The organism is Streptomyces sp. NPDC050704 (assembly GCF_040654355.1).
Taxonomy (GTDB): Bacteria; Actinomycetota; Actinomycetes; order Streptomycetales; family Streptomycetaceae; genus Streptomyces.
Genome location: NZ_JBFAHW010000006.1, coordinates 67,881 through 92,604, shown reverse-complemented (window position 1 = coordinate 92,604; position 24,724 = coordinate 67,881). Strand labels below are relative to the sequence as shown.

Annotated in this window: 22 protein-coding genes; 17 read left to right on the top strand and 5 right to left on the bottom strand. The window is 70.3% G+C overall.

Annotated features, from left to right (window positions below; translation table 11 throughout):
* Positions 1 to 120: 120 nt before the first annotated feature.
* On the top strand, positions 121 to 1,578 hold the full coding sequence (locus tag AB0I18_RS04910) for an NCS2 family permease (protein ID WP_363103939.1): 1,458 nt from the start codon (positions 121 to 123) through the stop codon (positions 1,576 to 1,578).
* 58 nt (positions 1,579 to 1,636) lie between these two features.
* Positions 1,637 to 2,902: an XdhC/CoxI family protein gene (locus AB0I18_RS04905; RefSeq protein ID WP_363103938.1), complete on the top strand. Its 1,266-nt coding sequence runs from the start codon at positions 1,637 to 1,639 to the stop codon at positions 2,900 to 2,902.
* Positions 2,903 to 2,928: 26 nt separating this feature from the next.
* On the opposite strand, the gene AB0I18_RS04900 is transcribed toward AB0I18_RS04905, so the two are convergent.
* The gene (locus tag AB0I18_RS04900) at positions 2,929 to 3,588 is read right to left on the bottom strand and encodes an ATP-dependent endonuclease (RefSeq protein ID WP_363103937.1); all 660 of its coding nucleotides are present in this window, start codon (positions 3,586 to 3,588) and stop codon (positions 2,929 to 2,931) included.
* A 60-nt stretch (positions 3,589 to 3,648) separates the two neighbouring features.
* On the opposite strand from AB0I18_RS04900, the gene AB0I18_RS04895 reads away from it, so the two are divergent.
* Entirely contained in the window at positions 3,649 to 4,161 is a 513-nt protein-coding gene (locus tag AB0I18_RS04895; protein WP_363103936.1) for an NUDIX domain-containing protein, read from the top strand.
* Positions 4,162 to 4,192: 31 nt separating this feature from the next.
* Here AB0I18_RS04895 and AB0I18_RS04890 read toward each other — a convergent pair whose 3' ends face one another.
* The gene (locus tag AB0I18_RS04890; RefSeq protein WP_363103935.1) at positions 4,193 to 4,840 is read right to left on the bottom strand and encodes a dihydrofolate reductase family protein; all 648 of its coding nucleotides are present in this window, start codon (positions 4,838 to 4,840) and stop codon (positions 4,193 to 4,195) included.
* 193 nt (positions 4,841 to 5,033) lie between these two features.
* A complete protein-coding gene (locus tag AB0I18_RS04885) occupies positions 5,034 to 5,495 on the bottom strand; it encodes an SRPBCC family protein (protein WP_363103934.1) in 462 nt (153 codons plus the stop codon).
* A gap of 187 nt (positions 5,496 to 5,682) precedes the next feature.
* Between AB0I18_RS04885 and AB0I18_RS04880 the strand changes: the two genes are divergently transcribed.
* The 3 genes from AB0I18_RS04880 (at position 5,683) to AB0I18_RS04870 (ending at position 8,696) form a co-directional block, all read left to right on the top strand.
* The gene (locus AB0I18_RS04880) at positions 5,683 to 6,282 is read left to right on the top strand and encodes an isochorismatase family protein (RefSeq protein WP_363103933.1); all 600 of its coding nucleotides are present in this window, start codon (positions 5,683 to 5,685) and stop codon (positions 6,280 to 6,282) included.
* Between the two features lie 10 nt (positions 6,283 to 6,292).
* Positions 6,293 to 7,204, top strand: coding sequence for a DJ-1/PfpI family protein (locus AB0I18_RS04875; protein ID WP_363103932.1), 912 nt, complete (start codon positions 6,293 to 6,295; stop codon positions 7,202 to 7,204).
* A 271-nt stretch (positions 7,205 to 7,475) separates the two neighbouring features.
* Positions 7,476 to 8,696 (top strand): cytochrome P450, encoded by a 1,221-nt coding sequence (locus AB0I18_RS04870; RefSeq protein WP_363103931.1) that lies wholly within the window; start codon positions 7,476 to 7,478, stop codon positions 8,694 to 8,696.
* Between the two features lie 44 nt (positions 8,697 to 8,740).
* Here the strand turns inward: AB0I18_RS04870 and AB0I18_RS04865 are convergent, their stop codons facing one another.
* Positions 8,741 to 10,123: a Gfo/Idh/MocA family oxidoreductase gene (locus tag AB0I18_RS04865; RefSeq protein ID WP_363103930.1), complete on the bottom strand. Its 1,383-nt coding sequence runs from the start codon at positions 10,121 to 10,123 to the stop codon at positions 8,741 to 8,743.
* Between the two features lie 64 nt (positions 10,124 to 10,187).
* On the opposite strand from AB0I18_RS04865, the gene AB0I18_RS04860 reads away from it, so the two are divergent.
* The 5 genes from AB0I18_RS04860 to AB0I18_RS04840 are packed head-to-tail and all read left to right on the top strand — an operon-like array spanning position 10,188 to position 15,802.
* The gene (locus AB0I18_RS04860) at positions 10,188 to 11,486 is read left to right on the top strand and encodes an ABC transporter substrate-binding protein (protein WP_363103929.1); all 1,299 of its coding nucleotides are present in this window, start codon (positions 10,188 to 10,190) and stop codon (positions 11,484 to 11,486) included.
* Positions 11,483 to 12,418: a sugar ABC transporter permease gene (locus AB0I18_RS04855; RefSeq protein ID WP_363103928.1), complete on the top strand. Its 936-nt coding sequence runs from the start codon at positions 11,483 to 11,485 to the stop codon at positions 12,416 to 12,418. The genes AB0I18_RS04860 and AB0I18_RS04855 overlap by 4 nt, the downstream gene beginning before the upstream one ends.
* Positions 12,415 to 13,287: a carbohydrate ABC transporter permease gene (locus tag AB0I18_RS04850; protein WP_363103927.1), complete on the top strand. Its 873-nt coding sequence runs from the start codon at positions 12,415 to 12,417 to the stop codon at positions 13,285 to 13,287. Before AB0I18_RS04855 ends, AB0I18_RS04850 begins: the two co-directional genes overlap by 4 nt.
* On the top strand, positions 13,284 to 13,931 hold the full coding sequence (locus AB0I18_RS04845; RefSeq protein ID WP_363103926.1) for a hypothetical protein: 648 nt from the start codon (positions 13,284 to 13,286) through the stop codon (positions 13,929 to 13,931). The genes AB0I18_RS04850 and AB0I18_RS04845 overlap by 4 nt, the downstream gene beginning before the upstream one ends.
* Positions 13,928 to 15,802 carry a hypothetical protein gene (locus AB0I18_RS04840; RefSeq protein WP_363103925.1) on the top strand — a complete coding sequence of 625 codons (1,875 nt, stop codon included), beginning with the start codon at positions 13,928 to 13,930 and terminating at the stop codon, positions 15,800 to 15,802. Before AB0I18_RS04845 ends, AB0I18_RS04840 begins: the two co-directional genes overlap by 4 nt.
* Before the next feature lie 147 nt (positions 15,803 to 15,949).
* Here AB0I18_RS04840 and AB0I18_RS04835 read toward each other — a convergent pair whose 3' ends face one another.
* Positions 15,950 to 16,897, bottom strand: coding sequence for a methionyl-tRNA formyltransferase (locus tag AB0I18_RS04835; protein ID WP_363103924.1), 948 nt, complete (start codon positions 16,895 to 16,897; stop codon positions 15,950 to 15,952).
* Positions 16,898 to 17,158: 261 nt separating this feature from the next.
* Here AB0I18_RS04835 and AB0I18_RS04830 point away from each other — a divergent pair, with 261 nt between their 5' ends.
* The 6 genes from AB0I18_RS04830 (at position 17,159) to AB0I18_RS04805 (ending at position 24,684) form a co-directional block, all read left to right on the top strand.
* Entirely contained in the window at positions 17,159 to 18,493 is a 1,335-nt protein-coding gene (locus AB0I18_RS04830) for a lysine N(6)-hydroxylase/L-ornithine N(5)-oxygenase family protein (RefSeq protein ID WP_363103923.1), read from the top strand.
* Between the two features lie 152 nt (positions 18,494 to 18,645).
* Complete coding sequence (locus AB0I18_RS04825) at positions 18,646 to 19,704, top strand: iron ABC transporter permease (RefSeq protein WP_363103922.1); 1,059 nt, start codon at positions 18,646 to 18,648, stop codon at positions 19,702 to 19,704.
* Positions 19,701 to 20,783 carry an iron chelate uptake ABC transporter family permease subunit gene (locus tag AB0I18_RS04820; RefSeq protein WP_363103921.1) on the top strand — a complete coding sequence of 361 codons (1,083 nt, stop codon included), beginning with the start codon at positions 19,701 to 19,703 and terminating at the stop codon, positions 20,781 to 20,783. The genes AB0I18_RS04825 and AB0I18_RS04820 overlap by 4 nt, the downstream gene beginning before the upstream one ends.
* Before the next feature lie 41 nt (positions 20,784 to 20,824).
* On the top strand, positions 20,825 to 21,718 hold the full coding sequence (locus AB0I18_RS04815) for an ABC transporter ATP-binding protein (RefSeq protein ID WP_363103920.1): 894 nt from the start codon (positions 20,825 to 20,827) through the stop codon (positions 21,716 to 21,718).
* Positions 21,719 to 21,794: 76 nt separating this feature from the next.
* A complete protein-coding gene (locus AB0I18_RS04810; protein WP_363103919.1) occupies positions 21,795 to 22,850 on the top strand; it encodes an iron-siderophore ABC transporter substrate-binding protein in 1,056 nt (351 codons plus the stop codon).
* A gap of 46 nt (positions 22,851 to 22,896) precedes the next feature.
* Positions 22,897 to 24,684, top strand: coding sequence for an ABC transporter ATP-binding protein (locus AB0I18_RS04805; protein WP_363103918.1), 1,788 nt, complete (start codon positions 22,897 to 22,899; stop codon positions 24,682 to 24,684).
* The last annotated feature ends 40 nt before the right edge of the window (positions 24,685 to 24,724 follow it).

Below are 24,724 nucleotides of genomic sequence, written 5' to 3'. Positions count from 1 at the left end.
CTTCCTGGCGGACTCCGTCTCCCCGCCCCCGGTTTCCTGATCGTTCGTCTCGGGCCGTCCCCCGGGTCGTGCGGCCGAAGCACCTTCCCAAACCCCTTTGAACCTTGGGAGAAGGCCCACATGACCCAGCAGTCTCTGGAGCCGAAGACCGTCGCGGCGGACGCGGGCGCGGGTAGCCGCGTCCCGGCCGGCCGGTCCTGGCTCGACCGGTACTTTCACATATCCCAGCGAGGAAGCACGGTCGCGCGTGAGGTGCGCGGCGGCGTCACGACCTTCATGGCGATGGCGTACATCCTGCTGCTCAACCCCCTCATCCTGTCCGGCAAGGACGCGGCGGGGAACACGCTCGGCCAGAACGCCCTGATCACCGCGACCGCGTTCGCGGCAGCCTTCACCACGCTCCTGATGGGCTTCTTCGGCAAGGTGCCGCTGGCCCTCGCCGCCGGGCTCTCCGTCTCCGGCGTCCTCTCGTCACAGGTCGCGCCGCAGATGACCTGGCCGCAGGCGATGGGCATGTGCGTGATGTACGGCGTCGTGATCATGCTGCTCGTGGTCACCGGGCTGCGCGAGATGATCATGAACGCGATCCCGCTGGCGCTGAAGCACGCGATCACCATGGGCATCGGCCTGTTCATCGCCCTGATCGGCCTGGTGAAGGCGGGCTTCGTCCACCAGGGCAAGGCGACGCCGGTCTCGCTCGGCCCGACGGGCGAACTCGCCGGCTGGCCGGTGCTGCTCTTCGCCGTCACCCTGCTCGCGATCTTCATGCTCCAGGCGCGGGGCGTCCCCGGCGCGATCCTCATCGGCATCGTCGGCGGTACCGTGCTCGCCGTCGTCCTCAACGCCCTCGACGTCATCGACCCCAGGCAGTGGGCGAGCGGCGCACCCGAACTGCACGGCGGCGCGGTGTCCATGCCGGACTTCTCGATCTTCGGAGACGTCGAGTTCGGCGGCTGGGGCCAGGTCGGTGCGATGACGGTCGGCATGATCGTCTTCACCCTCGTCCTGGCGGGCTTCTTCGACGCGATGGCCACCATCATCGGCGTCGGCACCGAGGCCGGACTGGCCGACGAGAAGGGCCGGATGCCGGGTCTGTCGAAGGCGCTGTTCATCGACGGCGCGGGCGGCGCGATCGGCGGCGTCTCGGGTGCCTCGGGGCAGACGGTGTTCGTGGAGTCGGCGACGGGGGTGGGCGAGGGTGCGCGCACGGGCCTCTCCTCGGTGGTCACCGGCCTGTTCTTCGCGGCGTGTCTGTTCTTCACGCCACTGACGGCGATCGTCCCCGGCGAGGTCGCCGCGGCCGCCCTGGTCGTCATCGGCGCCATGATGATGACGAACGCCCGGCACGTGGACTGGGCGGACCGCGCCACCGAGATCCCGGTCTTCCTGACCGTCGTGATCATGCCGTTCACGTACTCCATCACCGCCGGTGTCGCGGCCGGAGTCATCAGTTACGTCGCCATCAAGATCGCCCAGGGCAAGGCCCGGGAGATCGGGGCGTTCATGTGGGGCCTGGCGGCGATCTTCCTCGTCTTCTTCGCCCTGAACCCGATCGAGAGCTGGCTGGGCGTCCACTAGGACCCCAGGCCCAGGCGCCCAGGCAGCCGCCGCCCAACCGCTGTTAGGAGACCGAGACATGCTGGACATCGCCGAAGAGTTGCACCGGTGGGTCGAGCAGGGACGCGACTTCGCCGTGGCCACCGTGGTGGCCGTCGGCGGCAGCGCACCCCGCCGACCGGGCGCCGCCCTCGCGGTGGACGCCGACGGCACGGCGATCGGCTCGGTCTCCGGCGGCTGCGTGGAGGGCGCGGTGTACGAACTGTGCCAACAGGCGTTGGCCGACGGCGAGTCGGTCCTCGAACGCTTCGGGTACAGCGACGACGACGCCTTCGCGGTGGGTCTGACGTGCGGCGGAGTCATCGACATCCTGGTGACGCCGGTGCGGGCGGCGGGCCCCGGCCGGGAAGTGCGGGAGGTACGGGAGGTGTTCGCGTCGGCGCTGTCCGCCGCCGCCCGCGGGGAGGCGGCGGCGGTCGCACGCATCGTCTCCGGGCCCCGCGAACTGCTCGGCCGCGCCCTGCTCGTACGTCCCGACGGCGCGGGCGAGAGTTCGTACGAGGGGGCGTACGAGGGCGTGCGCAAGGGGGCGCGGTCGTACGAGGGCTTGTATGAGGGCTCGTACGAGGGTGGGTTCGGCGCGCATCCCGAGCTGGACCGGACGGTGGCGGCCGAGGCCCGTGCCTTCCTGGACGCCGGTCGCACCGGCACCCTGGAGATCGGAGAGCAGGGCTCTCGCTGTGGAGCACCGCTCACGCTGCTGATCGAGTCGTCGGTTCCGCCGCCCCGCATGATCGTGTTCGGCGCGATCGACTTCGCGTCGGCGCTCGTCCGCATCGGCAAGTTCCTCGGCTACCACGTGACGGTGTGCGACGCGCGCCCCGTCTTCGCGACGGCCGCCCGCTTCCCGGACGCGGACGAGGTCGTCGTCGAGTGGCCGCACACCTACCTGGAGCGCACTGAGGTCGACGCGCGGACCGTCCTGTGCGTCCTGACCCACGACGCCAAGTTCGACGTACCGCTGCTGCGACTCGCGCTGAAGCTCCCGGTCGCGTACGTGGGCGCGATGGGCTCCCGGCGCACCCACCTGGACCGCAACGAGCGGCTGCGTGAAGTCGGCGTGACAGAGCTGGAGTTGGCACGGCTCAGGTCCCCGATCGGACTGGACCTCGGTGCCCGTACGCCCGAGGAGACCGCCCTGTCCATCGCGTCGGAGATCGTCGCCAACAGGCGCGGGGGGAGCGGGGTTTCGCTGACCGGGGCGCACACGCCGATCCACCATGACGTGTCGTCGGCGACGGCCTTCGAGGGGGCGCCGGTGGGGCGGATCGGGTCGGTGGCCTGACTCCCTCGGTCCGCTGAGGCAGGTGCTCAGATATGTGCCAGCAGGCGGTCCAAGGGCTCTGGTGTGCGGGCGAGGTCCAGGCTCTCGACGAGCGAGTGGGCGTACTGGGCCTTGCGGCCGCTGTGGGTTCCCATGAAGCGGCGCAGCTGCTGCTCCACGGTGCGTTCGCGCTGGGCGGGCTGGTTCTGGAAGGTGCGGAACGGGCGCAACTCGCCCTGGTCGACGACGACTTGCTGAACGGCTGCGGCGCCGAGGGAGCGGATCAGCTCGTCCTCCAGGTCCGCGTCGCACACGTAGAAGCCGAGTGGCTCCAGGTCGTCGGGTGTGAGGTCGGAGCCGAGGCCCGCCCGCTCCAGGGCGCGCCGGAAGAAGCGCTCCTCACCGACGTCGCACAGGCCCGCCAGTCGTACGTCGAGCCCCTGGGGACCGCAGAGTTCCACGAACCTGCCGATACTCGTCGCACCCCCGAGCGGCACGACCGAGACGCCCTCCGCGTCCAGGTCGCGACCTCGGCGCGCGGCCAGTGCTTCGACCGCGACCTGATCACTGCCCCCTTCGACGAGCACGACCGTACGCACGCCGGCGCCGGCCGCCAGTTCCCGCGCGGCCGCGGCGGCTGCCGAAGCACCCGCACCGCCGGCCGCCCACTCGACGACCGTCCGACGGAACCGCCCCATGTCCTTCATGCGGCCCAGTCTCGCAACTCCGGGCGTAGTCACTCCAACCCTTTTGACATCGTGGGCGCCATGACCGAGCTGGTGGAGCGCGTGGACGAGCAGGACCGGGTGCTGAACGTGGTGGACCGGGGCGAGGCGATCCGCCGCGGCTGGCTGCACCGGGTCGCGACCGTGGTCTGCCGCGATGCGGAGGGGCGGGTGCTTGTGCACCGGAGGCCGGAGGACACCTCCAGGTTCCCCGGGCAGTACAACTGGCTGCTCGGCGGAGCCGCGGAGGTGGGGGAGTCCTACGAGGAGGCCGCCGCCCGGGAACTGGCGGAGGAGCTCGGTGTCCGGGCCACGGTGCGGTTCGTCTTCAAGTACCTCTGCCGGGGAGCGATCAGCCCCTACTGGATGGCTGTCCATGAGGCCGTCATAGCCGGTGACGTCACGCCGGACCCCTCGGAGATCGCCTGGCACGACTGGCTGCCCGAGACCGACTTCCGGCAGGCGCTGTGGCAGTGGCCGTTCGTCCCCGACAGCCGGGAGGCGTTCATGAAGTACGCCGCACTGCCCGGGACCCGCCCACCGGAACTCCCGTAACAGGACGGCCGGCAGACCTGCGTCACATGCTTCAGGTGGTCGTGGCTGTCTCGTACCGCGGGCGGCCGGTGGTGCGGTAGGTCTGGATCGTCAGGCCCTTCGGGGTGGACCGCAGGTCGACGAGTTCGAGTCCTGTGTCCGGGCCGGTGGCGGGGAAGAGCCGCGTGCCCTGGCCGACGATCACGGGATAGATGAGCAGGACCATCTCGTCGACCAGCCGGTGGTCGAGCAGCCAGCGGATCAGGGTGCCACTGCCCCACACCTGCAGCTCACCGCCCGGCTCGGCCCTCAGCTCGCCGATGGCGCGCGCGACGTCACCGGACAGGACGGTCGTGTTCGCCCATTTCAGGTCGGTCAGCGTGGTCGAGGCGACGTACTTGGGCCGCGTGTTCAGCGCCTCTCCGACGGGGTTTCCCGGGTCCATGCCCGCTCCCCAGGAGCCGGCGAAGATCTCGTAGGTCCGCCGGCCGAACAGGAACGCGTCGGCACGCCGGAAGGTCTGGCCGATGAACGTCGAGGCCTCGTCGTCGAGCAGTGGCGGGGCCCATCCGAAGCGCTCGAAGCCGCCCCGGGCGTCCTCGTCCTGCGCGCCGGCTTCGCGTGGGATCCCTGCGTCAATGCGTCGATGTCCCTGCGTCACTCCGTCGACGGAGACGTTTGTGACGGTCGTCAGTTTCATGGCCGGGGTTCCCTTCGCGCCGGAGTCGTCGTCGGTACGACCGGACCGCGCCGCCGATCTCATCGGTCGTGCACGGATCTGCCGCGATCCGGTCCGTCAGGGCGCAGGCGGGGGTTTCAGACACAGGCTCTCAGCTCAAGGCTCTCGGCCACGACGTCACCCTCGCCCCCTCCGCACCTGGCGGACCCTGGCTTCAGGGATGCCGCAACAATCGGTCCAAGGCCCGCCCGAACATCCACCGGGCCGCCCACCTCACCAGGGGATCAAGAGCCCGGGGCACCAACCGCACCGCCAACTCCTCACGCCACACCACCCGCGAGCCCGTATCACCCGTATCAGCAGCCGGATGCACCTCGATCTCGGCCCATCCGGTGACGAACGTGCCCCGCTTGACGAGGCGGCACATGCCGGGGCCCTCGCCGTGCGGCGGCGGTGGTCGCCAGACGACCACTTCCATGACGTCGTCGAACGCCAGGGGGCCGAGGCCGGAGCGGGCCACGAACACAGTGCCGGCGCCGGTGCCGGTGGGCGGTTCCGTGAGAACGGAGACCCGGGTCAGCGGCACGACCTCCGCGTGCCGCTGCCACGCGGTGACCCGCCGCCATGCCTCCGCCGGCGCGAGCGGTGATTCGCGACGGACGAGGAAGAGGGCCACGACGTGATGGTATGCGCCGGCTGTTCGTACGCGGATGCGTGTACGGATGCGGTGGGGGCCGGTCGCTCGGTTCCTCGCGCCCTGTCGCGGCTGCTCGACCGCCTGACCCACTGATGACCGGATCGGTCCGCTGCCGGACCCGATGCGGCCTGTCGCCGCCCCGCCCCGGCGGCGCAGGCTTGGGGGCATGACCCGAGCGCTGATCGTCATCGATGTCCAGGAGTCCTTCCGGGCCCGTCCGCTGTGGGAAACCACCTCCGACCTGAAGATCGCCGACCGGGTGAACCGCCTGGTCCGGCTCTGCCGGCGGGCCGGGGACCTGGTGGTGTGGGTACTGCACTCCGAGCCGGGCACCGGCGATGTCTTCGACCCCGCCCTCGGCCATGTCCGGCTGATGGAGGAGCTGGAGCGAGCGGACGGGGAACCGCTGATCCACAAGACCTCGCACAACGCCTTCACCACCACCAACCTGCAGCAACTCCTCACCGAGCGCGGTATCCGCGAGCTCACCGTCTGCGGCATCCGCACCGAGCAGTGCGTGGAGACCACCACGCGCGTCGCCGCCGACCTCGGCTACCAGGTCACCTTCGTCACCGACGCGACCGCGACCAACCCCATCCCGCACCGCGACGCCCCCGCCGACCAGAGCGTCGCCGAGCTGCTGGCCGACCCCCGCACGCTGCCTGCCGAGGAAGTCATCAGGCGCACCGAGTACGCCCTCGCCGGACGCTTCGCCACCATCGCGACGGTCGATCAGCTGGAGGCCGCGGCAGGAGTTCGGGCATGATGACCGGATCGTGAGCCACGTCGTCTTCTTCCTGGTGCCCGGAGTCCACCTGCTGGACCTGGCCGGCCCCGCGCAGGTCTTCTCCACGGCCGCCGACTTCGGGCACCCCTACACGCTCTCCTACGTCGCCGAGCAGCCGCAGGTGCCCACCGCCCAGGGGCTGCCGCTGGTGGCCGGGCTCGACTGGCCCCGTCTCGGGCCCGAGGATCTGATCATGGTGCCCGGCTGGCGGACGGTCACCCTGGCCGACGGCCCCGCCATCGGCGCCGCCTCCCTGCAGGTCCTCCGGGACCACCATGCCGGGGGCGGGACGGTGGCCAGCGTCTGCGCCGGAGCCGAGGCGCTCGGCCGGGCCGGCCTGCTCGACGGCCGCCACTGCACCACCCACCACGACGTGCAGGACGAGCTTGCCCTTCGCCACCCCAGGGCGGTGGTCGTCCGCGACGTCCTGTTCACCGCCGACGACCGCGTGATCACCTCGGCCGGCATCGCCAGCGGCATCGACCTGGCCCTGCACCTGGTCGCGACCCGGCACGGCCCGGCTGCCGCCGCCCGGGTGGCCCGGGACATGGTCGTCTACGCCCGCCGCAACGGCCATGAGCCGCAGTCCAGCGCGATGCTCCGGCACCGGTCCCACCTCGACGACACCGTGCACCGCGCCCAGGACCTCATCGACGCCCGCTTCGACCAACCGCTCCCGCTGCCCACCCTGGCCTCGGCCGTCGGCGTGAGCGAACGAACCCTCACCCGCCTCTTCAGCCGTGCCACCGGGCTCACCCCCCTGCGCTACCAGCAGACGCTCCGCCTCGAACGCGCCCAGCACTTCATCAACCACGGCGCGACGATCGACGCCGCCGCCCGCTCAGTCGGCTTCGAGGACCCCCGCATGCTGCGCCGCCTACGCGCCCGCAAGGAGGATTGACAGGGGCGCAGCCCCGTCTTTCAGGGGCGCGGGGAACTGCGCGACAAGCCCCCACCCACCCGCACCCAACACACCACCCCAAGCCGCCCCTTCGGGCCCGGGGCCCGGGGGCGGAGCCTCCGGTTTCGGGAAGGTGCGGGGTGGGGGAAAGGAAACCCCCACCCACCGACGCCCAGGGGCCAGAAGCGACCTACCGCCCCGCCCACCCGTACGGCACCATGACCCGGACCACCCCGCCCCCGCCCCCACACCCCGCACAAGAAGGAGCCCCGTGAACCCCGACCCGCACGGCAGGCTCGACGACTTGCAGCGGAACCCGTATCCGCACTACGAAAGGGCAAGGCAGACCAAGGGCCTGAGCTTCCTCCCGGAGCTCGACGCCTGGCTGGTGACCCGGGACGCGGACGTACGCGAAGTACTGCGCCGCCCGCACGACTTCTCGTCGGCGAACGCCCTGCGCCCGGACGTCCTCCCGGCCCCCACCGCCCTCGCGGTCCTCGGCGGCGGCTTCGGCGGCCGCCCGGTGGTCGTCACCGCCGACGGCTCCCGCCACCAGCACCTACGCGCCCCGATCGTACGAGGCCTGTCTCCGGCAAAGGTCGCGGCAGTCCTCCCCTACGCCGCGGAACGAGCGACCACCCTCGTCGACGGCTTCGCCAAGAACGGCCACGCCGAACTGATGACGGCGTACGCCCGGCGCCTGCCCGGTGACGTCGTCGGCAGGATCGTGGGCCTGGACCCCGCCGACGTCCCGGCGGCCGTACACGGCGGCTACCGAGCCGAGGAACTGCTCTTCCGCCCGATGGAGGAAGCGGGACAAGTGGCCGCGGCCCAGGACGTCGTGGCACTGCAGCACCTGCTCGACACGTATGTACGCGACCGCCGGGCCAACCCCCGGGACGACCTCTGCACCGAACTCATCAAGTCACTCGTCCCGGACGCGGAAGGCGATCTGACGCTCGATCAGCGCCACGAAATGGTCGCCCACCTGCAGAACTTCCTGCTGGCCGGTCACCTCACCACCACCGCCCTGATCGGCACGACCGTCCTTCACCTCCTCCGCCATCCGGGCCAGTGGGACCTCCTGTGCGCGGAACCGGACCGCATCCCGGCAGCGATAGAGGAAGCGGCCCGCCATGACACCGCCCTCCAGGGCTTCCGCCGCGTCACGACCCGCACGATCGTGCTCGCGGGCACCGAACTCCCCGCCGGATCAAGCGTGTTCGTCGCGTTCGGCGCGGCCAACCGTGATCCCGCCCGGCATCCCCGCCCCGACGAGTTCGACATCACCCGCACCCCGGGCCGCCACCTGGCCTTCGGCCTGGGCGTCCACGCGTGCCCCGGTTCCCAACTGGCCCGTGAACAACTCCGCATCACCTTGGAGCTGTTGACGAGCCGTCTGCCCGGACTGCGCCTGGCCGACGGCCGGGCGGTCACGATGCGTCCGACCCTGATCCACCGCTCGCCGCAGAGCCTGCACGTCACCTGGTGAGCCGGCCCCGGAGACCGGAGACCGGAGACGGGTGACGGGTGACCTCACACGTCCAGCACATCCCGCACCCGAACCGGCAACCCGGTCTCGAACGACTCGTTGGCCGCGAGCCCGGTGACCAACGACCGCGCCCCGTCCACCGCGTCCGCCGCCCGCCCCAGCGCATCCGCACCCTCACCCGCGGGCGGACCGAACAGATCCGCCAGCATCCGGATGTCCCCACCCCCGTGCCCGCCCTCGCCGCTCGCGACCTTCACCTCGCGCGGCCGTTCCCAGAAGCGCCGCAGCAGCAGTTCGGTGCGGCCGGCCTCCGCACCGACCGCGTCGCCGTGCATGACCGGTCCGGCGGCACCCTCGGCCGCGGCCTTGACGTCCGGCCGGACCCACGTCGTCTCCTCGACGAGCAGTTCGAGCCGCCCCTCGCTGCCGTTGAAGCAGACGCGGTAGCCCTCCCAGGGGGCGTACGCGGTGAGGTGGTAGGTCAGGGACGCGCCGGACGCGTACCGCACGAGCACCGCCATGTCGTCCTCGATGGTCACGCCGGGCCCGAACACGTTCTGGTCCCGGTGGTACCCGTCCTCCCCCTCGGCATCGAGATACAGCGCGCTGAGTACGGGGGAGTCGGCCAGGCGTACGGCGAAGGGGTCGCCGTCAGCCGCGGGCGAGCCGTGGGCGCGGGTGTAGGGGCGGGCGAGACCGCGGCGCCGGCCTGCCTCGTCGCCGTAGAAGAAGAGGCCGCCCTGTGCGTAGACCGTCTCCGGCCGAGTACCGAGCCACCAGTTCACCAGGTCGAAGTGGTGCGTCGACTTGTGGACCATGAGTCCGCCGGAGTTGGCCTTGTCCCGGTGCCAGCGCCGGAAGTAGTCCGCGCCGTGCCGCAGATCGAGCAGCCACTCGAAGTGCACCGAGCCGACCTCGCCGATCTCGCCGGCCGCGATGAGTTCCCGTACGGCCGAATGCACCGGGTTGTAGCGGTAGTTGAAGGCGACCCGCACTTCGCGTCCGGTGCGCCGCTGGGCGTCCAGGATGCGGCGGGCGCGCTCCGCGTCGGTGGTCATCGGCTTCTCGGTGACCACGTCACAGCCCGCCTCCAGCGCCTGGACGAGGTAGTCGTCGTGGGTGCGGTCGACGCTGCACACCACGACGAGGTCCACGTTCTCGCGGCGCAGCATCAGCCCGAAGTCCTCGGCCGCGTACGCCGGTACGGGCTCCCGGCCGGGGTGTTCGGCCGTGATCCAGCCGTTGTGGACGGACATCCGGTGGGCGTTGACGTCGCAGAAACCCACCAGGTCGATCCGGTCGGCGTAGGGACCGGCCAGTGCCTCGGTGAAGAACCGGGCGCGGGCGCCCAGGCCCACCACGGCACAGCGGCGGCGAACTCCAGGTGAGGATGAGGTGGATGCGGTGCAGGGGTCTTGTTCTGACATCAGGACCTTCCTTAGGGTCGTACGGGGGTGGAAGCGCTTTCTAGTTGAACGAGGTGACCCACTCATGCCCGGAAACAGGACAAGGAAGTCCTGGCCGTCCCGCACGTCGGCCGCGATCCTCGCGCTCTGCGCGGTACTCACCGGCTGCTCCGGTGGCGGCGAGTCGAGCAGCGCGGGCGGCGACGTCGTGCTGCGCTACACCTGGTGGGGCAATCCGGACCGGGCGGCCCGCACGCAGGAGGCCGTGGATCTCTTCGAGAAACGGAACCCGGGCATCGACATACAGACGTCGTTCTCCGGATACGACGCCTACAAGCAGAAGCTCGCCACCCAGGCGGCCGGCGGCGACGCTCCCGACGTGATGCAGCTCGACTACCGCATGATCGACCAGTACGCGTCCGGGGGCGTGCTGCTGGACCTCGCGAAGCAGCGGTCCACGCTGCGCACGGCGGACATCGACGCGGGGCTGCTGGCCACGGGTGTGGTGGACGGCAAGCAGTACGCGGTCCCGCAGGCGCGCGGCACCGAGACCATCGTGTACGACACCAAGCAGTGGAAGGACGCCGGAGTCGAGCTGCCCCGTAAGGGCTGGACCTGGAACGACTGGGCCGACTCCATGCGCGCCCTCGCCGAGAAGACGGGCAAGCCGGGCGGCACCGATCCGGGATGGAGCGAGGACGCCTTCGAGGTCTGGCTGCGCGGCCAGGGCAAGTCCCTGTACACCAAGGACGGGAAACTCGGGTTCACCGCCGACGACCTGACGCGCTACTGGACCTTCACGGACCGACTGCGCCGGGAGGGCGCCGTCTCGCCGGCCGAGGAGACCACCCAGCTCGACGGCACCGTCGAGAACACCCCGCTCGGGCGCGGCGGCAGGGCCCTCTCGGACAACAACTGGGACGCGCCGTCCAGCGGCTTCCTGGCCCTCGTCCCGACCGGAGTCACCCTCGGCCCCATGCCGTCCGGCGAGGACGGCACGCCCGGCCAGTACTTCAAGCCCTCGATGTTCATGGGTGTCGCGGACAGCTCCGGCCATCCCAAGGAGTCGGCCCGGCTCATCGACTTCATGCTGAACGACCCCGAGGCCGCGAAGATCCTCGGTGCCACCCGCGGCATCCCCGTCAACGAGACCATCCGTGCGGACCTCGCGCCCGAGCTGAAGGACTTCGACAAGACGATCGCCGACTTCCAGGCGTCCCTGGACGGCGACCTCAAGGACCCGCCCCAGGCGCCCCCTTCGGGCGACAGCGCCCTGCAGACCACCTTCCAGCGCGACTACGACCAGGTGTCGTTCGAGCGGATGTCGCCCCGTGAGGCGGCCGAGGACTACGTCACCGAGGCGAAGGCGGAGCTGAGGTCATGACCACCACCGAGATACCGACCCCTGCCCGTACCGCGAAGACCACCCCCGCGAAGCGGCCCAAGCGCCAACGGGAGGGCGCCGCCTGGGTGTTCCTCTCCCCGTGGGTGCTCGGCGCGGCCGTGCTGACCCTGCTCCCGATGGCCGTGTCGCTCTATCTCTCCTTCACCGACTACGACTTGTTCAACCCGCCGAAGTGGGTGGGCCTGCGCAACTACACGCAGATGTTCACCGAGGACCCGCGGTACTGGCGCTCGGTCGTCGCGACCCTCACGTACGTCATCATCGCCGTGCCCCTCCAACTCGGCCTCGCCCTGGTCGTCGCGCTCGCCCTGAAGTCCATGCGGCGCGGCCGGGGCTTCTACCGCTCGGCCTTCTACGCGCCGTCCCTGCTCGGCGCCTCGATGTCCATCGCTCTGGTGTGGCGGGCGGTCTTCAACGACGGCGGCACGGTCGACAACCTGCTGGGCACCGGAGGCTGGGTCAACCAGCCGGGCTGGGCGCTGCTCGCCGTCGCGCTGCTGACGGTGTGGCAGTTCGGCGCCCCCATGGTCATCTTCCTCGCCGGACTCCAGCAGATCCCCTCGGAGCTGTACGAGGCGGCATCCGTGGACGGGGCGAGCAGGTGGCGGCAGTTCCTGTCCATCACCGTGCCCATGCTCTCCCCGGTGATCTTCTTCAACCTGGTGCTCCAGACCATCCAGGCCTTCCAGGTCTTCACCCCCGCGTTCGCGATCAGCGCGGGCAAAGGTGGTCCCGCCGACTCGACGCTCTTCTACACGCTCTACCTCTACGACCGCGGCTTCGTCGCCTCGCACATGGGCTACGCCTCCGCGATGGCCTGGGCGCTGCTGATCGTCATCGGCGCCGTCACCGCCGTGCTCTTCCGGACCTCGCGCTCCTGGGTCTTCTACGCGTCCGAGGGGGACCGATGACCAGCTCGACCGCCGTAACTCCCGCTGTCCGCAAGCCGGTCAACCGGCGTCGCATCGCCCTGCACGTCAGCTGCCTCGCCGCGCTCCTGGTGATGCTGTATCCGCTGGCCTGGCTCCTCGCGACCTCGCTGAAGCCGGCCGACGAGGTGATCGCCAGCCTCGACCTGCTGCCCAGCAGCCTGGAGTGGTCCAACTACTCGACCGCCCTCGACGGCGTGAACGACGTCTCCGTGTGGCGGCTGCTCGGCAACTCCCTGTTCATCGCGGGCGGCGCCGTCATCGGCAACGTACTGTCGTGTTCGCTGGCCGCGTACGCCTTCGCCCGGCTGCGGTTCCGCTTCCGCGGGCCGCTGTTCGCCTTCATGATCGCGACGATCATGCTGCCGCACCACGCCGTGCTGATCCCGCAGTACATCATCTTCAACCAGCTCGGCATGGTGAACACCTACTGGCCGCTGATCCTGCCCAAGTTCCTTGCCACGGAGGCGTTCTTCGTCTTCCTCATCGTGCAGTTCATGCGGGGGCTGCCGCGCGAGCTGGAGGAGGCGGCGCGGATCGACGGCTGCGGGCCTTTCAGGAGCTTCTTCCTGGTGATCCTCCCGCTCACCCGCCCGGCGCTGATCACCACGGCGATCTTCACCTTCATCTGGACCTGGAACGACTTCTTCACCCAGCTGATCTACCTGTTCTCTCCGGAGAAGTTCACGCTCACGCTGGCGTTGCGGCAGTTCGTGGACGCGTCGAGCCAGTCGTCGTTCGGGCCGATGTTCGCCATGTCGGTGATCGCCCTGCTGCCGATCGTGCTGTTCTTCCTCGCCTTCCAGCGGTTCCTGGTCGAGGGCATGGCGAACTCCGGGATCAAGGGATGAGCGCCGGGCAGGCCCGCGAGCCGGGCGAGATCTTCGGGCCGCGGATGACGCTGTTCGCGGACGTGCTGAGCGTGGGCGTGTGTACGGCGCTGGCGTCGCTGCCGGTCGTCACGCTGCCGGCCGCGCTGTCCACCGCGTGCGCGGTCCTGCGCGGCGCGGGCGAGGACCGACCGGCCACGGCAGGGCGGTACTTGGCGGTCCTGCGGCGGCGTCTGCGGGCCGGGGACCTCGCGGCCGGAGTGCTGTTCCTGGTCGGCGTGCTGTTGCTGTGGGCGGATCTGGCGCTGGCTCGGGCCGGGCTGCCGGGGGCGTCGCTCTTCGCCGTCGTCGCGGCTGCCATCGGCGCGTATGCGGCTGTCGTCGGCCTGCGGTCCTGCGGGCGCCCCGAGTCGCTCACCGACTGGCGTGCGGCGGTGGGCGGGGCCGCCCGGGACTCCGTACGGGATGTGGGCGGCAGCGGTCTCGTCCTGCTGGCCCTGGCGGCGGCCGTGCTGTGCGGGTGGATGATGACGCCGCTGGCGTTCCTGGCGCCGGGGCCGCTGGCGCTGGCGCTGACGGCGGTCGACGTACGGTTGTCGCCGCGCGCGGCGAGGGCGGACGCCCTTCAGGAGGGGGCCGCCGCTTTTGACAAGGAGTCCGCATGATGGCCCGCAGGACCTTTCTCGCCACCGGTGCGGCCGCGGCAGCGGCTGCCGCCGGACAGGAAACTGCCGCAGCCGACACGGGAGTTGACGAGGGCGAGGGCGAGGGCGAGGGCGCGAAGGTGGATGAAGGCGGGGGACGGCAGGACACCGACTTCCTCGACTTCCTCACCACGGCGGCCGACGACCGCGCCAAGTCGGTCCTCGACGGATACGCCGCATACCTCACCGAACTGCGGGACAGGGGCCAGGCGCGCCCCTCGGCCCGCGCACTGCGCACCCTGACCTCGGTCTTCGTGCACGGCGGATCGGCGTACCACCACGACGGCGCGCTGCTGGGCCCGCTCGGCGAGCTCGCGGACACGCTGGAGGAGGAGCAGTTCGACGACGGGCTCTGGGACCAGGGCGCGGCCCACTCACCGCCGGACACCGCCTTCTCGATCGTCGACCTGAACCTGGCGTACAGCCTGCTGGACGAGGACGGCCACGCGTCGACACGGCCGCTACGGGCCACCGTCGAGCGAATCCTGCGCGCGGCGGGCCCGGCGCTGGCCACCGGCGGGCTGCACACGGCGAACCACCGCTGGCTGGTGTGCTCGGCGCTGTCCCGTATCCACCGACGCTGGCCCGACCCGGCGTACCCGCGCCGTATCGACGCCTGGCTCGCGGAGGGCATCGACCAGCTGCCCGGCGGCGAGTACAGCGAGCGCAGCCCCACCTACGCGGCGGTCGTGTCGAATCCGGCCCTGCTGACGATCGCCCGCTTCCACGACCGCCCGGACCTGTACGCCAACGTGCGGGACAACCTCGAAGCCTCCCTCTACGTCATCGAGCCCAACGGCGAGGTGGAGATGGTCCATTCGCGGCGCCAGGACCAGACCACCCTGCGCCACCTGCCCGAATTCTGGCTCCAGTACAGGGAGTTGGCGATCCGGGACGGGGACGGACGGTTCGCGGCGGTGGCCGCGCTCATCGAGGAGCGGGGGTCCTCCCAGACCTTCGGCGAGACGCCGCCGGGCGACCGGCTCGCCGAGGTCCTCGACCGGCCCGAGCTGTCCTGGGAACTTCCCCGAGTGACCGGCCTGCCCACGGACTTCGAGCACCACGACACCGCCTGCTCCCTGGTGCGAGTACGGCGTGGCGACCGCACCGCGAGCATCTTCGGCGGCACCGACTTCCCGGACGTACACGCCATCTCCTCGGGCCTGTCGACGAACCCCACGTTCTTCAAGACGCGCAAGGGAGCCGCGATCCTCGACTCCCTCCGGCTGGCCCCGCGGTTCTTCTCGCTCGGCCACTTCCGGGCGGAGAACCTGGAGCGCACGGCCGACGGCTGGCGCCTGACCGCCGAGGTCCGCGCCGCCTGGCACCACCCGCTGCCACGCCGGCACCGCCGCCCCGACGGCCTCTACGCGCTCACGGACGACGGCCGCTTCTGGTCGGCGATGGACTTCCCGCACCGCCCGAAGGAGTACCGCACACTCCGCACCGAAGTCCTGGTGAGGGAAGCGAAGGAGAAGGAGGCCAAGGAGGCGAAAGGCGGCTCCTGGACCCTGGACTTCCAACTGACCGGCGCCGAAGTGCCGTTCGCCCTGGAGCTCTGCTTCCGCCGGGGCGGCACACTCACCGGCGACGGCCTGGAGCCGGTCACGGACTCCCCGGACACCTACCACCTCGTGAGCGGGGAAGCCACGTACGCCGTCGGCGACGACCGCATCACCTTCGGCCCCGGCAACGGCAAGGGCGGCAAGCAGCCGCCGGTGGTGGACGCGGGGGAGCGCTACTCCTGGATGAACGGCTCGCTCACACCGGACGGCGTCCGCGTCCTGATCACCGGCCGCTCCCCGGTCACGTACCGGCTGACGCTGGGCTGACGCCGACGGCAGGGGAGCGGCGAAAGACGATCGCCGCCGCGCGGACCGGAGTCCGTGCGGCGGCGATGTCCTGTCGGCCCCTGGGACCGTACTGGGGGCAGACAAGCTGAGGGGCTGAGTGCGACCGGCTCGTGCGGGGCCGGTGCCTCAGGGGCGGCTGGTCAGGTAGCCGCCCATGGAGGTGAAGTACTCCGTCGCGGGCAGCTCCCGGCCGTCCTCGGTCCGTACGCGGGTGATGGCCAGGCCCTTGTTGCGGCCCGTGCGGGCGTCGGCGCCGGCGACGATCACCACGCCCTCGCCCTCGCGGTAGAAGATCCGGCCGGGCGTACCGCCGTAGTTCTCCTCGGACACCACGGCGGCGAGGACTTCGAGTCGCTTGCCCTTGTGGAAGGTGAAGGTGCTGGGGTACGGCTCGGACTGGGCGCGGACCAGGCGTTCGAGGTCCGCCGCCGGCCAGGTCCAGTCGATGCGGCTGTCCTCGATGGACCGCTTGTGGAAGAAGCTCGCCTGCGACCGGTCCTGCTTGGTGAACTCCGTCTGCCCGGCGGCGATGAGGTCGAGCGCGCCGATGGTGACGGGGGCGATGAGGTCGACGGTCTTGTGGAAGAGGTCGGTGGCGGTGTCCGTCGGTCCGACCGGTACCGCCTCCTGCCGGACGATGTCGCCGGCGTCGAGCTCGTCGTTCATCATGTGCGCGGTGACGCCCACTTCGGGCTCGCCGTTGATCAGGGCCCAGATCAGCGGGGAGAAGCCGGCGTACTTCGGCAGCAGCGAGTCGTGCACGTTCAGTGTGCCGTGGCGCGGCAGGCCGAAGATGCGCGGGGGAATCCACGTCCGCCAGTTGTTGGCCACGATGATGTCCGGGTCGGCCTCCTTGAGGCGCTCGAACAGCTCGTCGTCGTCAGGGCGGTTGCGGATCAGCACCGGGACGCCGTGCTCCTCGGCGAGGTCGGCGACGGAGTCGCTCCAGATCTTCTCGTACGCGTGCTCGCTCTTGGGGTGCGTCACGACCAGTACGACGTCGTGCCGGGAGTCCAGGAGGGCCTGCAGGGTGCGATGCCCCCAGGTCTGGTAACCGAGCATGGCGACCCGCATGGGGTTCCTCCTCTAGACAGGGACTGACCGGCGGCAAGTAAAGCAAGGCTTACCTTAGCGTGCAACACGCATGCAACCTGCCCCAGTTGGCGGGTGCTGGTGCTCAGTCGTCCGTTTTGCCCTGTCGACACCTTCACAAGTTTAGCTTAGGCTCACCTAAGTTCCATGGGGTGGGTCGCTCTGTCGGCGCGCCCGCCTTTTGTATGTGCCCCACCTTTCCCCCACGCCTGACAGGCGGCTGCCCCGCACGATAGGAGTGACATGTCACAGGTCCTTCCTGGTGACGCATCACCGGTCCACGACCTCATCGGTATCGGCTTCGGGCCGTCCAATGTGGCCATGGCGATCGCACTCAGCGAGCACAACGCACGCGTCGGCGGGCAGGAGGCGGTCACCGCTCACTTCTTCGAGCAGCAGCCGCGCTTCGGCTGGCACCGTGGCATGTTGATCGACGACGCGACCATGCAGGTGTCCTTCCTCAAGGACCTGGTGACGCTCCGGAACCCGGCCAGCGAGTTCAGCTTCCTCTGCTACCTGAAGAGCAAGGGACGGCTGATCGACTTCCTCAACCACAAGAACCTCTTCCCGCTGCGGGTGGAGTTCCACGACTACTTCGAGTGGGCCGCCGCCAAGGTCGAGGACGGGGTCTCCTACGGCCACGAGGTCGTCGGCGTCGCACCCGTCGTCCGCGACGGAGCCGTGGAGTACCTGGACGTGACGGTCCGGTCGGCGGAGGGCCTCTCGGTCCACCGGGCCCGCAACCTCGTCATCGGTACCGGGCTGCGGCCCCTCATGCCGGAAGGCGTGGAGCGCGGCGACCGCGTCTGGCACAACTCCGAACTGCTCGCGAAGGTCGATGAGTTGGAGGGCACCTCGCCCTCCCGGTTCGTCGTCGTGGGCGCCGGGCAGAGCGCCGCCGAGAACGTCGCCTACCTGCACCGGCGCTTCCCCCAGGCCGAGGTCTGCGCGGTCTTCTCCCGCTACGGCTACAGCCCCGCCGACGACAGCAGCTTCGCCAACCGGATCTTCGATCCCGCGGCGGTCGACGAGTACTACGCCGCGCCCGAGGAGGTCAAGCGCCGGCTGATGGACTACCACGGCAACACCAACTACTCCGTGGTGGACATCGACCTGATCGACGACCTGTACGGGCAGATGTACCAGGAGAAGGTGCTCGGCACCGAGCGGCTGCGCTTCCTCAACGTGTCCCGGCTCACCGACGTCGAGGAGACCCCGGACAAGGCCCGCGCCACCGTGAAGTCCCTCGTCACCGGCGAGGAGACCCCGCTGGACGCGGATGTCGTGGTCTGCGCCACCGGCTACAGCCCCGTCGACCCGCTCGCCCTCCTCGGCGAGGTCGCGGACAGCTGCCTGCGCGACGACGAGGGACGCGTCCGCGTCGAGCGCGACTACCGCATAGCGACGGACCCCGCACTGCGCTGCGGCATCTACCTGCAGGGCGGCACGGAGCACACGCACGGCATCACGTCGTCCCTGCTGTCCAACACCGCGATCAGGGTTGGCGAGATCCTGGACTCGGTTCTCGACCAGGGCCTTAACTCCGCCGAGGCCGCTCCGCTGGAGATGCGGTACTGAAGCTGCGGGCCGTACGTGGCTGGTCGCGCCCACGCGGCGGAGCCGCACAATGTCACAGCCCCGCGCCCCTTACGGGGCACGAGTCCCCGCGCCGCCGCCGGCACCGCAGCAGCGTGCAACCCCGTGAAAGCAAAGGGATAACGTACATCGACATGGGCACGACTGTGGTTGAGCGTCCCGCCGTCAAGGGCGTAACGGAGGCCCGTCGGCGGCGGGTTGTGGGTCTGGGCACGCTTGTGGTGGTCCTCGTGGTCACGGCGGCGGTGTCGTTGGCCGTCGGTGCGCGCGCGTTGACCCCCGCCGAGGTGTGGCACGGGTTGTTCGCGGCGCCGGACTCCGACCAGCGGCTCACCGAGATCAGGCTCATCGTGGAGACCGTGCGGGTGCCCCGAACGGTGCTCGGGATCGTGGCGGGGATGGCCCTGGGGGTCGCCGGGGCGCTGATCCAGGGGTACACGCGCAACCCGATCGCCGACACGGGCCTGCTGGGGATCAACACCGGCGCCTCGTTCGCGGTGGTGTCGGTGGTCGCCGTGTTCGGGTTCTCCAGCCCGCTCCAGTACGTCTGGTTCGCCTTCCTGGGGGCGGCGGTCGCCGGTGTCGTCGTGTTCGGTCTCGCGAGCATCGGCAGGGGGGCCGGCAACCCCCTGACGCTCGCACTGGCCGGGCAGGGGATCACGGTGTTCCTCATGGCGATGACCACGGCGGTCGCGCTGTCGGACAAGGAGTCGCTGAACGCGCTGCGGTTCTGGAACGCGGGCTCCGTGGCCGGTGTCGGATTCGACGTCATCTGGCCGGTGACCGCGTTCATCGCGGTCGGTCTCGTGCTGGCGCTGTCCATGCTGCCCTCGCTCAACCTGCTCAACCTCGGTGACGACGTGGCGCGGGGACTCGGAGTGAACATCGCGCTGAGCCGGACCGTCGGCATCATCGCGATCACGCTGCTCGCGGGCGCGGCCACGGCGGCATGCGGCCCCATCGCGTTCCTCGGGCTCATGGTGGCCCACGTGGCCCGGTATCTGACCGGTCCCGACTACCGCTGGCTGGTGCCGTACGCGGGTCTGCTCGGAGCCGTCGTCCTGCTGGTCTGTGACATCGTGGGGCGCCTGGTGGTGCGGCCGGGCGAGCTGGAGACGGGTGTCGTCGTGGCTCTCCTCGGCGCCCCGTTCTTCGCGGTTCTGGTGTGGCGCGGAAAGTTCAAGAACACATGAACGGGACAGACGTGAAGCCGGACGGGACAGACACGAAGCCATCGATGACACCGGGCGTGCGGCTCGGCCGGGTGTCGTTCGTATGGCGGCCCTGGATGGTGTTCGTCACGCTGCTCCTCGCGGCGGCGACCTTCCTGGTGTTCTGCCTGTCCATCGCCGTCGGGGACTTCCCCATCGGCCTCTCCCGGGTGATCGCCACGCTCTTCGGCGGGGGTGAGCGGGTCGACGAGTTCGTGATCATGGACCTGCGGATGCCGCGCGCCCTGGCCGGTCTCGTCGTGGGGATCGCACTGGGGGTGTCCGGCGCGATCACGCAGTCCATCGCGCGCAACCCGCTGGCCAGCCCGGACATTCTGGGGGTCACCGGAGGTGCCAGCGCCGTCTCGGTGTTCCTGGTGACGGTGTCGGGCGGAACCTCCGCGGCGATCGTCAACTCCGTGGGCCTGTCCGTGGCGGCGCTCGTCGGCGGTCTCGGCACGGGTCTGCTGGTGTACTTCATGGCCTGGCGGCGCGGGATCGACGGCTTCCGGCTCATCCTCATCGGCATCTCGGTGAGCGCCGTGATGGAGGCGATCACGACCTGGCTGCTGGTCACGGCCGACATCCGGGACGTGGCCCGGGCCCAGGCGTGGCTGGTCGGCTCGCTGGACAACCGGTCGTGGGACGAGGTCTGGATCGCGCTCTGGGGCACGCTCGGCCTCCTGGTCGTCGTGTCGTGCGTCGCGTTCCAGTTCAAGCCGATGCACTTCGGCGACGAGGTCGCCGCGGGCCTGGGCGTCCGGTACTCGGTGGTGCGGGCCGTCCTGCTGCTGTGCGCGGTCCTGCTGGCCGCGGTGGCGGTGAGCGCGGCCGGCCCGGTCCCGTTCGTCGCGCTGGTGGCGCCGCAGGTGGCGATGCGTCTGGTGAGGTGCCCGACACCGCCGATGGTGGCCTCCGCCCTGGTGGGAGCGCTGCTGCTGATCGGCTCGGACCTGGTCGCCCGTACGGCACTGCCGATCACTCTCCCGGTCGGCGTGGTCACCGCCGCGATCGGCGGCCCCTTCCTCGTCTACCTGCTGGTGCGGGCGAACCTCAAGTAGCTGGTACAAAAGGTTAGGCAAACCTAAGCAGAGGGGGCCTCGTGGTCGCTAAGTCCATCACCGAGATCAAGACCGGGGTCAAGGACGCCTCGCGGCTGGCAGCCAGGGGCGTCACGGTCGGGTACGGCGACCGGATCGTCATCGACGAGCTCGACGTGGCGATACCGCCAGGGGTGATCACCACGGTCATCGGCCCCAACGGCTGCGGGAAGTCCACCCTGTTGCGAACCCTGTCGCGGCTGCTCAAGCCGACCAGGGGGACGGTCGTGCTCGACGGCGACGACATCGGCAGGCTCAGGACCAGGGACGTGGCGAAGAAGCTCGGCCTGCTGCCGCAGTCACCGGTCGCGCCGGAGGGTCTTACGGTGTCCGACCTGGTCGCCAGGGGCCGGCACCCGCACCAGAGCTGGCTGCGGCAGTGGTCGTCGGACGACGCCGCCGTCGTGGAGCGCGCGCTGGCCATGACCGAGGTGTCCGACCTCGCCGACCGTCCCGTCGACTCGCTGTCCGGCGGACAGCGTCAGCGCGTCTGGATCTCGATGACCCTGGCCCAGGGCACCGACCTGCTGCTCCTCGACGAGCCGACCACCTACCTGGACCTGGCGCACGCGATCGACGTACTCGACCTGGTGGACGACCTGCACGAGTCCGGGTGCACCGTGGTCATGGTGCTGCACGACCTCAACCTGGCCGCGCGGTACAGCGACAACCTCATCGTGATGAGGGAGGGGTCGATCCTGGCGCAGGGGCACCCGCGTGACGTGATCACCGCCGAGCTGCTGCAGGAGGCGTTCGGGCTGCGCGCGATGGTGATCGACGACCCGGTGGGGGACCGGCCGCTCATCGTGCCGATCGGCCGCACCCAGGTCCGGCCCGACCGGGATCGCCGGCTCCGGCCGGATGCCGATAAAAGTGAAGAAGTTAGGCTAGGCTAACCTCACTTCAACAGGATAAGGTTTGCCTGCCCTTATACGGGGGTGAAGCGGACAGCGCGAAAGCAAGGGATCTCGGATGCTCCTCCATCGAACGACGGTCATGAAGCCCTGGCGGCGGGTGGCGGCGGTCTTGTCCGCGACGACCATCGGTGTCGGCCTCCTCGCGGGATGCGGCTCCGACGACTCGTCGGACGAGCCGAGCGACAACACCCCGGCGGCCGCCACCGGTGCGTTCCCGGTCACCGTGGAGCACGCGTTCGGATCCACGAAGGTCGAGGAGGCCCCCAAGCGGGTGGTCACCGTCGGCTACACGGACGACCAGAGTGTCCTGGCGTTCGGCATCAAGCCGGTCGGCATGGTCGACCAGTACCCGAACCCGGCGGGCCAGTCCCCCGACATCAACACCCAGTGGCCCTGGGTGAAGGACAAGTGGGGCGACACCAAGCCCGAGGTCATCATGAAGAACGGTGACTCCGGCCCGAACTACGAGAAGATCGCGGCCCTGCGGCCCGACCTGATCATCGCGGTCTACTCCGAGGTCGACAAGGCCGCCTACGACAAGCTCTCCAAGATCGCCCCGACGGTGGGCCGTACCAAGGCCGAGAAGGAGCCGTTCAGCGCTCCGTGGCAGGACAACACCCTCCAGATCGCCAAGGCCGTCGGCAAGGCCGACGAGGGCGAGAAGATGGTGGCGGACATCCAGGCCCAGCTGGACACCGCCAAGAAGGAGCACCCGGAGTTCGCGGACCAGAAGGCCGTCGCGCTCTCCTGGTACAAGGACGCGATCAACCCCTTCACCTCCACCGACGTGCGCGGACAGCTGCTGACGGGCCTCGGCTTCCAGTACCAGACCGAGATCGACAAGATCGCGGACGGCGGCTTCTCCACCGCGCTGTCCCCCGAGCGCACCGACCTGGTCGACGTCGACCGCGTCTTCGTCATCAACGACAAGGCGGACACGGACGCGCTGAAGAAGTTCAAGCTGTTCACCAACCTGGACGCCGTGAAGGGCGGAAAGGTGGAGTACCTGCTGGACAGTGAGGGCCCGGCGATCGGCGCGGCCATCTCCCAGGGCACCCTGCTGTCCATGCCGTACGCGATCGACGAGCTCGTGAAGTCGGCGGCCGGCTAAAGATGTCGATCAACACTTCCCGTCCCCGGTCCGCCCAGGTCCCGGTGTGAGCACTACGGACACGCGCGTCGCCCCGGCGACCCTGCGCACGGCGACCGGACGCGAGGCCACCCGATGGGTCGCGGCGCACTGCCGCGAAGTGCCCTGGCTGACGGTCGCCACCGTGCTCACCACGGTGGCCGGGGCGGCGCTCCAGGTACTCCCGGTGCTCCTGCTCGGCCGGGTGGTCGACGGGGTGGTCGAGGGCGAATCGCGCTCGATCCTGGTCACGCTCGGGGTGGTGATGGTGGCCGCCGCGCTGCTCGGCGCGGCGGCCACCGCGGTGTCGACCTACCTGATCGGACGGCTGGGCGCGGATCTGCTCGCCCGGCTGCGGGAAGGCGCCGTCCGCGCGGTGCTGGGCATGCCCAGCGCACGGATCGAGCAGGTCGGCCGGGGAGACGTGCTCTCCCGGGTCGGCGACGACGTGGCCGTGATCTCCAAGGGCATCCGGACAGCGGTCCCCACGGTGTTCTCGGCGGGCGTGCTGGTCGCCATCGCCACGGCCGGCATGTTCGGCCTCGACTGGCGGCTCGGCCTGGCCGGCGCCTGCGCCCTGCCCGCGTACGCGCTGGCCCTGCGCTGGTATCTGCCCAGGTCCGCCCCGCTCTACCGGAAGCAGCGGGTGGCCCAGGCCGACCGCGCGCAGGCGCTGATCAGTGGTTTGAACGGCATCGACACGGTCCGGGCGTACCGCCTTGAGGGCGCCGTCCGCGAGAACGTCACCACCGAGTCGTGGCGGGTGCGCGATCTAGGCATCGAGGTGTTCCGGTTCTTCGGCCGGTTCGTCGGCAGGGAGAACCGCGCCGAGTTCATCGGCCTGGTCCTGATCCTCGTCGTGGGATACGCCCTGCTGGAGGCCGACGCCGCCAGCCTGGGCGAGGTCTCGGCGGCCCCGCTGATGTTCCACCGGCTGTTCACCCCGCTGGGCGCCATCATGTTCACCTTCGACGAGGCGCAGAAGTCGGGTGCGAGCCTGACCCGGCTGGTCGGGGTGCTGGCGGAGGAGGCGGAGGACCGGCTGGTGGGCGACGAGGCCGTCGCGCCGGCGGACACCGCGCCGTACCCGGTGACGGTGGAGGGACTGACGTTCAGCTATCCCGACACCGAGGAGCCGGTCCTGCGGGACGTCCACCTGACGATCCCGGCCGGCGGCTCGCTCGCGCTGGTCGGGGCGACGGGTGCTGGCAAGACGACCCTGGCCGCGCTGATCGCGGGCATCGGCACCCCGCAAGCCGGGTCGGTACGTGTCGGGTCGACCGACCTCGCCGGTCTGGACGAGGCCGGGGCGCGGGCCTTGGTGAGCATCCTGACGCAGGAGACGCACGTGTTCTCCGGTCCGCTCGCCGACGACCTGCGGCTGGCCGCGCCGGAGGCGACCGACGCCGAACTGGCGGACGCGTTGCGCACGGTCGGGGCCGACGGATGGGTCGACGCGCTGCCCGACGGGCTGAACACCATGGTCGGCGAGGGCGGCGAGCGCCTGGACGTCACCAAGGTCGCCCAGATCGCGCTGGCCCGGCTGGTGCTGGGCAGGGCGCCGGTCGTGGTGCTCGACGAGTCGACCGCCGAGGCGGGCAGCGAGGGCGCCGCCGAACTGGAGCGGGCCGTGCTGGCCGCATGTGCGGGCCGGACCACGTTGTTCGTGGCGCACCGGCTGACCCAGGCGATGGCGGCGGACCGGATCGCCGTACTGGACGCGGGACGCGTGGTGGAGCAGGGAACGCACGCGGAGCTGGTGGCTCTGGGCGGCCGTTACGCACGGCTCTGGAGGGCCTGGCGAGAAGGCAGTTAGGTAACCCTAATTTAGGTTAGGCTAACTTCATTACCTTTGA

What these genes read in the sequence shown, in the direction of transcription:
- AB0I18_RS04910 (WP_363103939.1), top strand. Translation starts at nt 121, where the DNA reads ATGACCCAGCAGTCTCTGGAGCCGAAGACCGTCGCGGCGGACGCGGGC.
- AB0I18_RS04905 (WP_363103938.1), top strand. Translation starts at nt 1,637, where the DNA reads ATGCTGGACATCGCCGAAGAGTTGCACCGGTGGGTCGAGCAGGGACGC.
- AB0I18_RS04900 (WP_363103937.1), bottom strand. Translation starts at nt 3,588, where the DNA reads ATGAAGGACATGGGGCGGTTCCGTCGGACGGTCGTCGAGTGGGCGGCC.
- AB0I18_RS04895 (WP_363103936.1), top strand. Translation starts at nt 3,649, where the DNA reads ATGACCGAGCTGGTGGAGCGCGTGGACGAGCAGGACCGGGTGCTGAAC.
- AB0I18_RS04890 (WP_363103935.1), bottom strand. Translation starts at nt 4,840, where the DNA reads ATGAAACTGACGACCGTCACAAACGTCTCCGTCGACGGAGTGACGCAG.
- AB0I18_RS04880 (WP_363103933.1), top strand. Translation starts at nt 5,683, where the DNA reads ATGACCCGAGCGCTGATCGTCATCGATGTCCAGGAGTCCTTCCGGGCC.
- AB0I18_RS04865 (WP_363103930.1), bottom strand. Translation starts at nt 10,123, where the DNA reads ATGTCAGAACAAGACCCCTGCACCGCATCCACCTCATCCTCACCTGGA.
- AB0I18_RS04860 (WP_363103929.1), top strand. Translation starts at nt 10,188, where the DNA reads ATGCCCGGAAACAGGACAAGGAAGTCCTGGCCGTCCCGCACGTCGGCC.
- AB0I18_RS04855 (WP_363103928.1), top strand. Translation starts at nt 11,483, where the DNA reads ATGACCACCACCGAGATACCGACCCCTGCCCGTACCGCGAAGACCACC.
- AB0I18_RS04850 (WP_363103927.1), top strand. Translation starts at nt 12,415, where the DNA reads ATGACCAGCTCGACCGCCGTAACTCCCGCTGTCCGCAAGCCGGTCAAC.
- AB0I18_RS04845 (WP_363103926.1), top strand. Translation starts at nt 13,284, where the DNA reads ATGAGCGCCGGGCAGGCCCGCGAGCCGGGCGAGATCTTCGGGCCGCGG.
- AB0I18_RS04840 (WP_363103925.1), top strand. Translation starts at nt 13,928, where the DNA reads ATGATGGCCCGCAGGACCTTTCTCGCCACCGGTGCGGCCGCGGCAGCG.
- AB0I18_RS04835 (WP_363103924.1), bottom strand. Translation starts at nt 16,897, where the DNA reads ATGCGGGTCGCCATGCTCGGTTACCAGACCTGGGGGCATCGCACCCTG.
- AB0I18_RS04830 (WP_363103923.1), top strand. Translation starts at nt 17,159, where the DNA reads ATGTCACAGGTCCTTCCTGGTGACGCATCACCGGTCCACGACCTCATC.
- AB0I18_RS04825 (WP_363103922.1), top strand. Translation starts at nt 18,646, where the DNA reads ATGGGCACGACTGTGGTTGAGCGTCCCGCCGTCAAGGGCGTAACGGAG.
- AB0I18_RS04820 (WP_363103921.1), top strand. Translation starts at nt 19,701, where the DNA reads ATGAACGGGACAGACGTGAAGCCGGACGGGACAGACACGAAGCCATCG.
- AB0I18_RS04810 (WP_363103919.1), top strand. Translation starts at nt 21,795, where the DNA reads ATGCTCCTCCATCGAACGACGGTCATGAAGCCCTGGCGGCGGGTGGCG.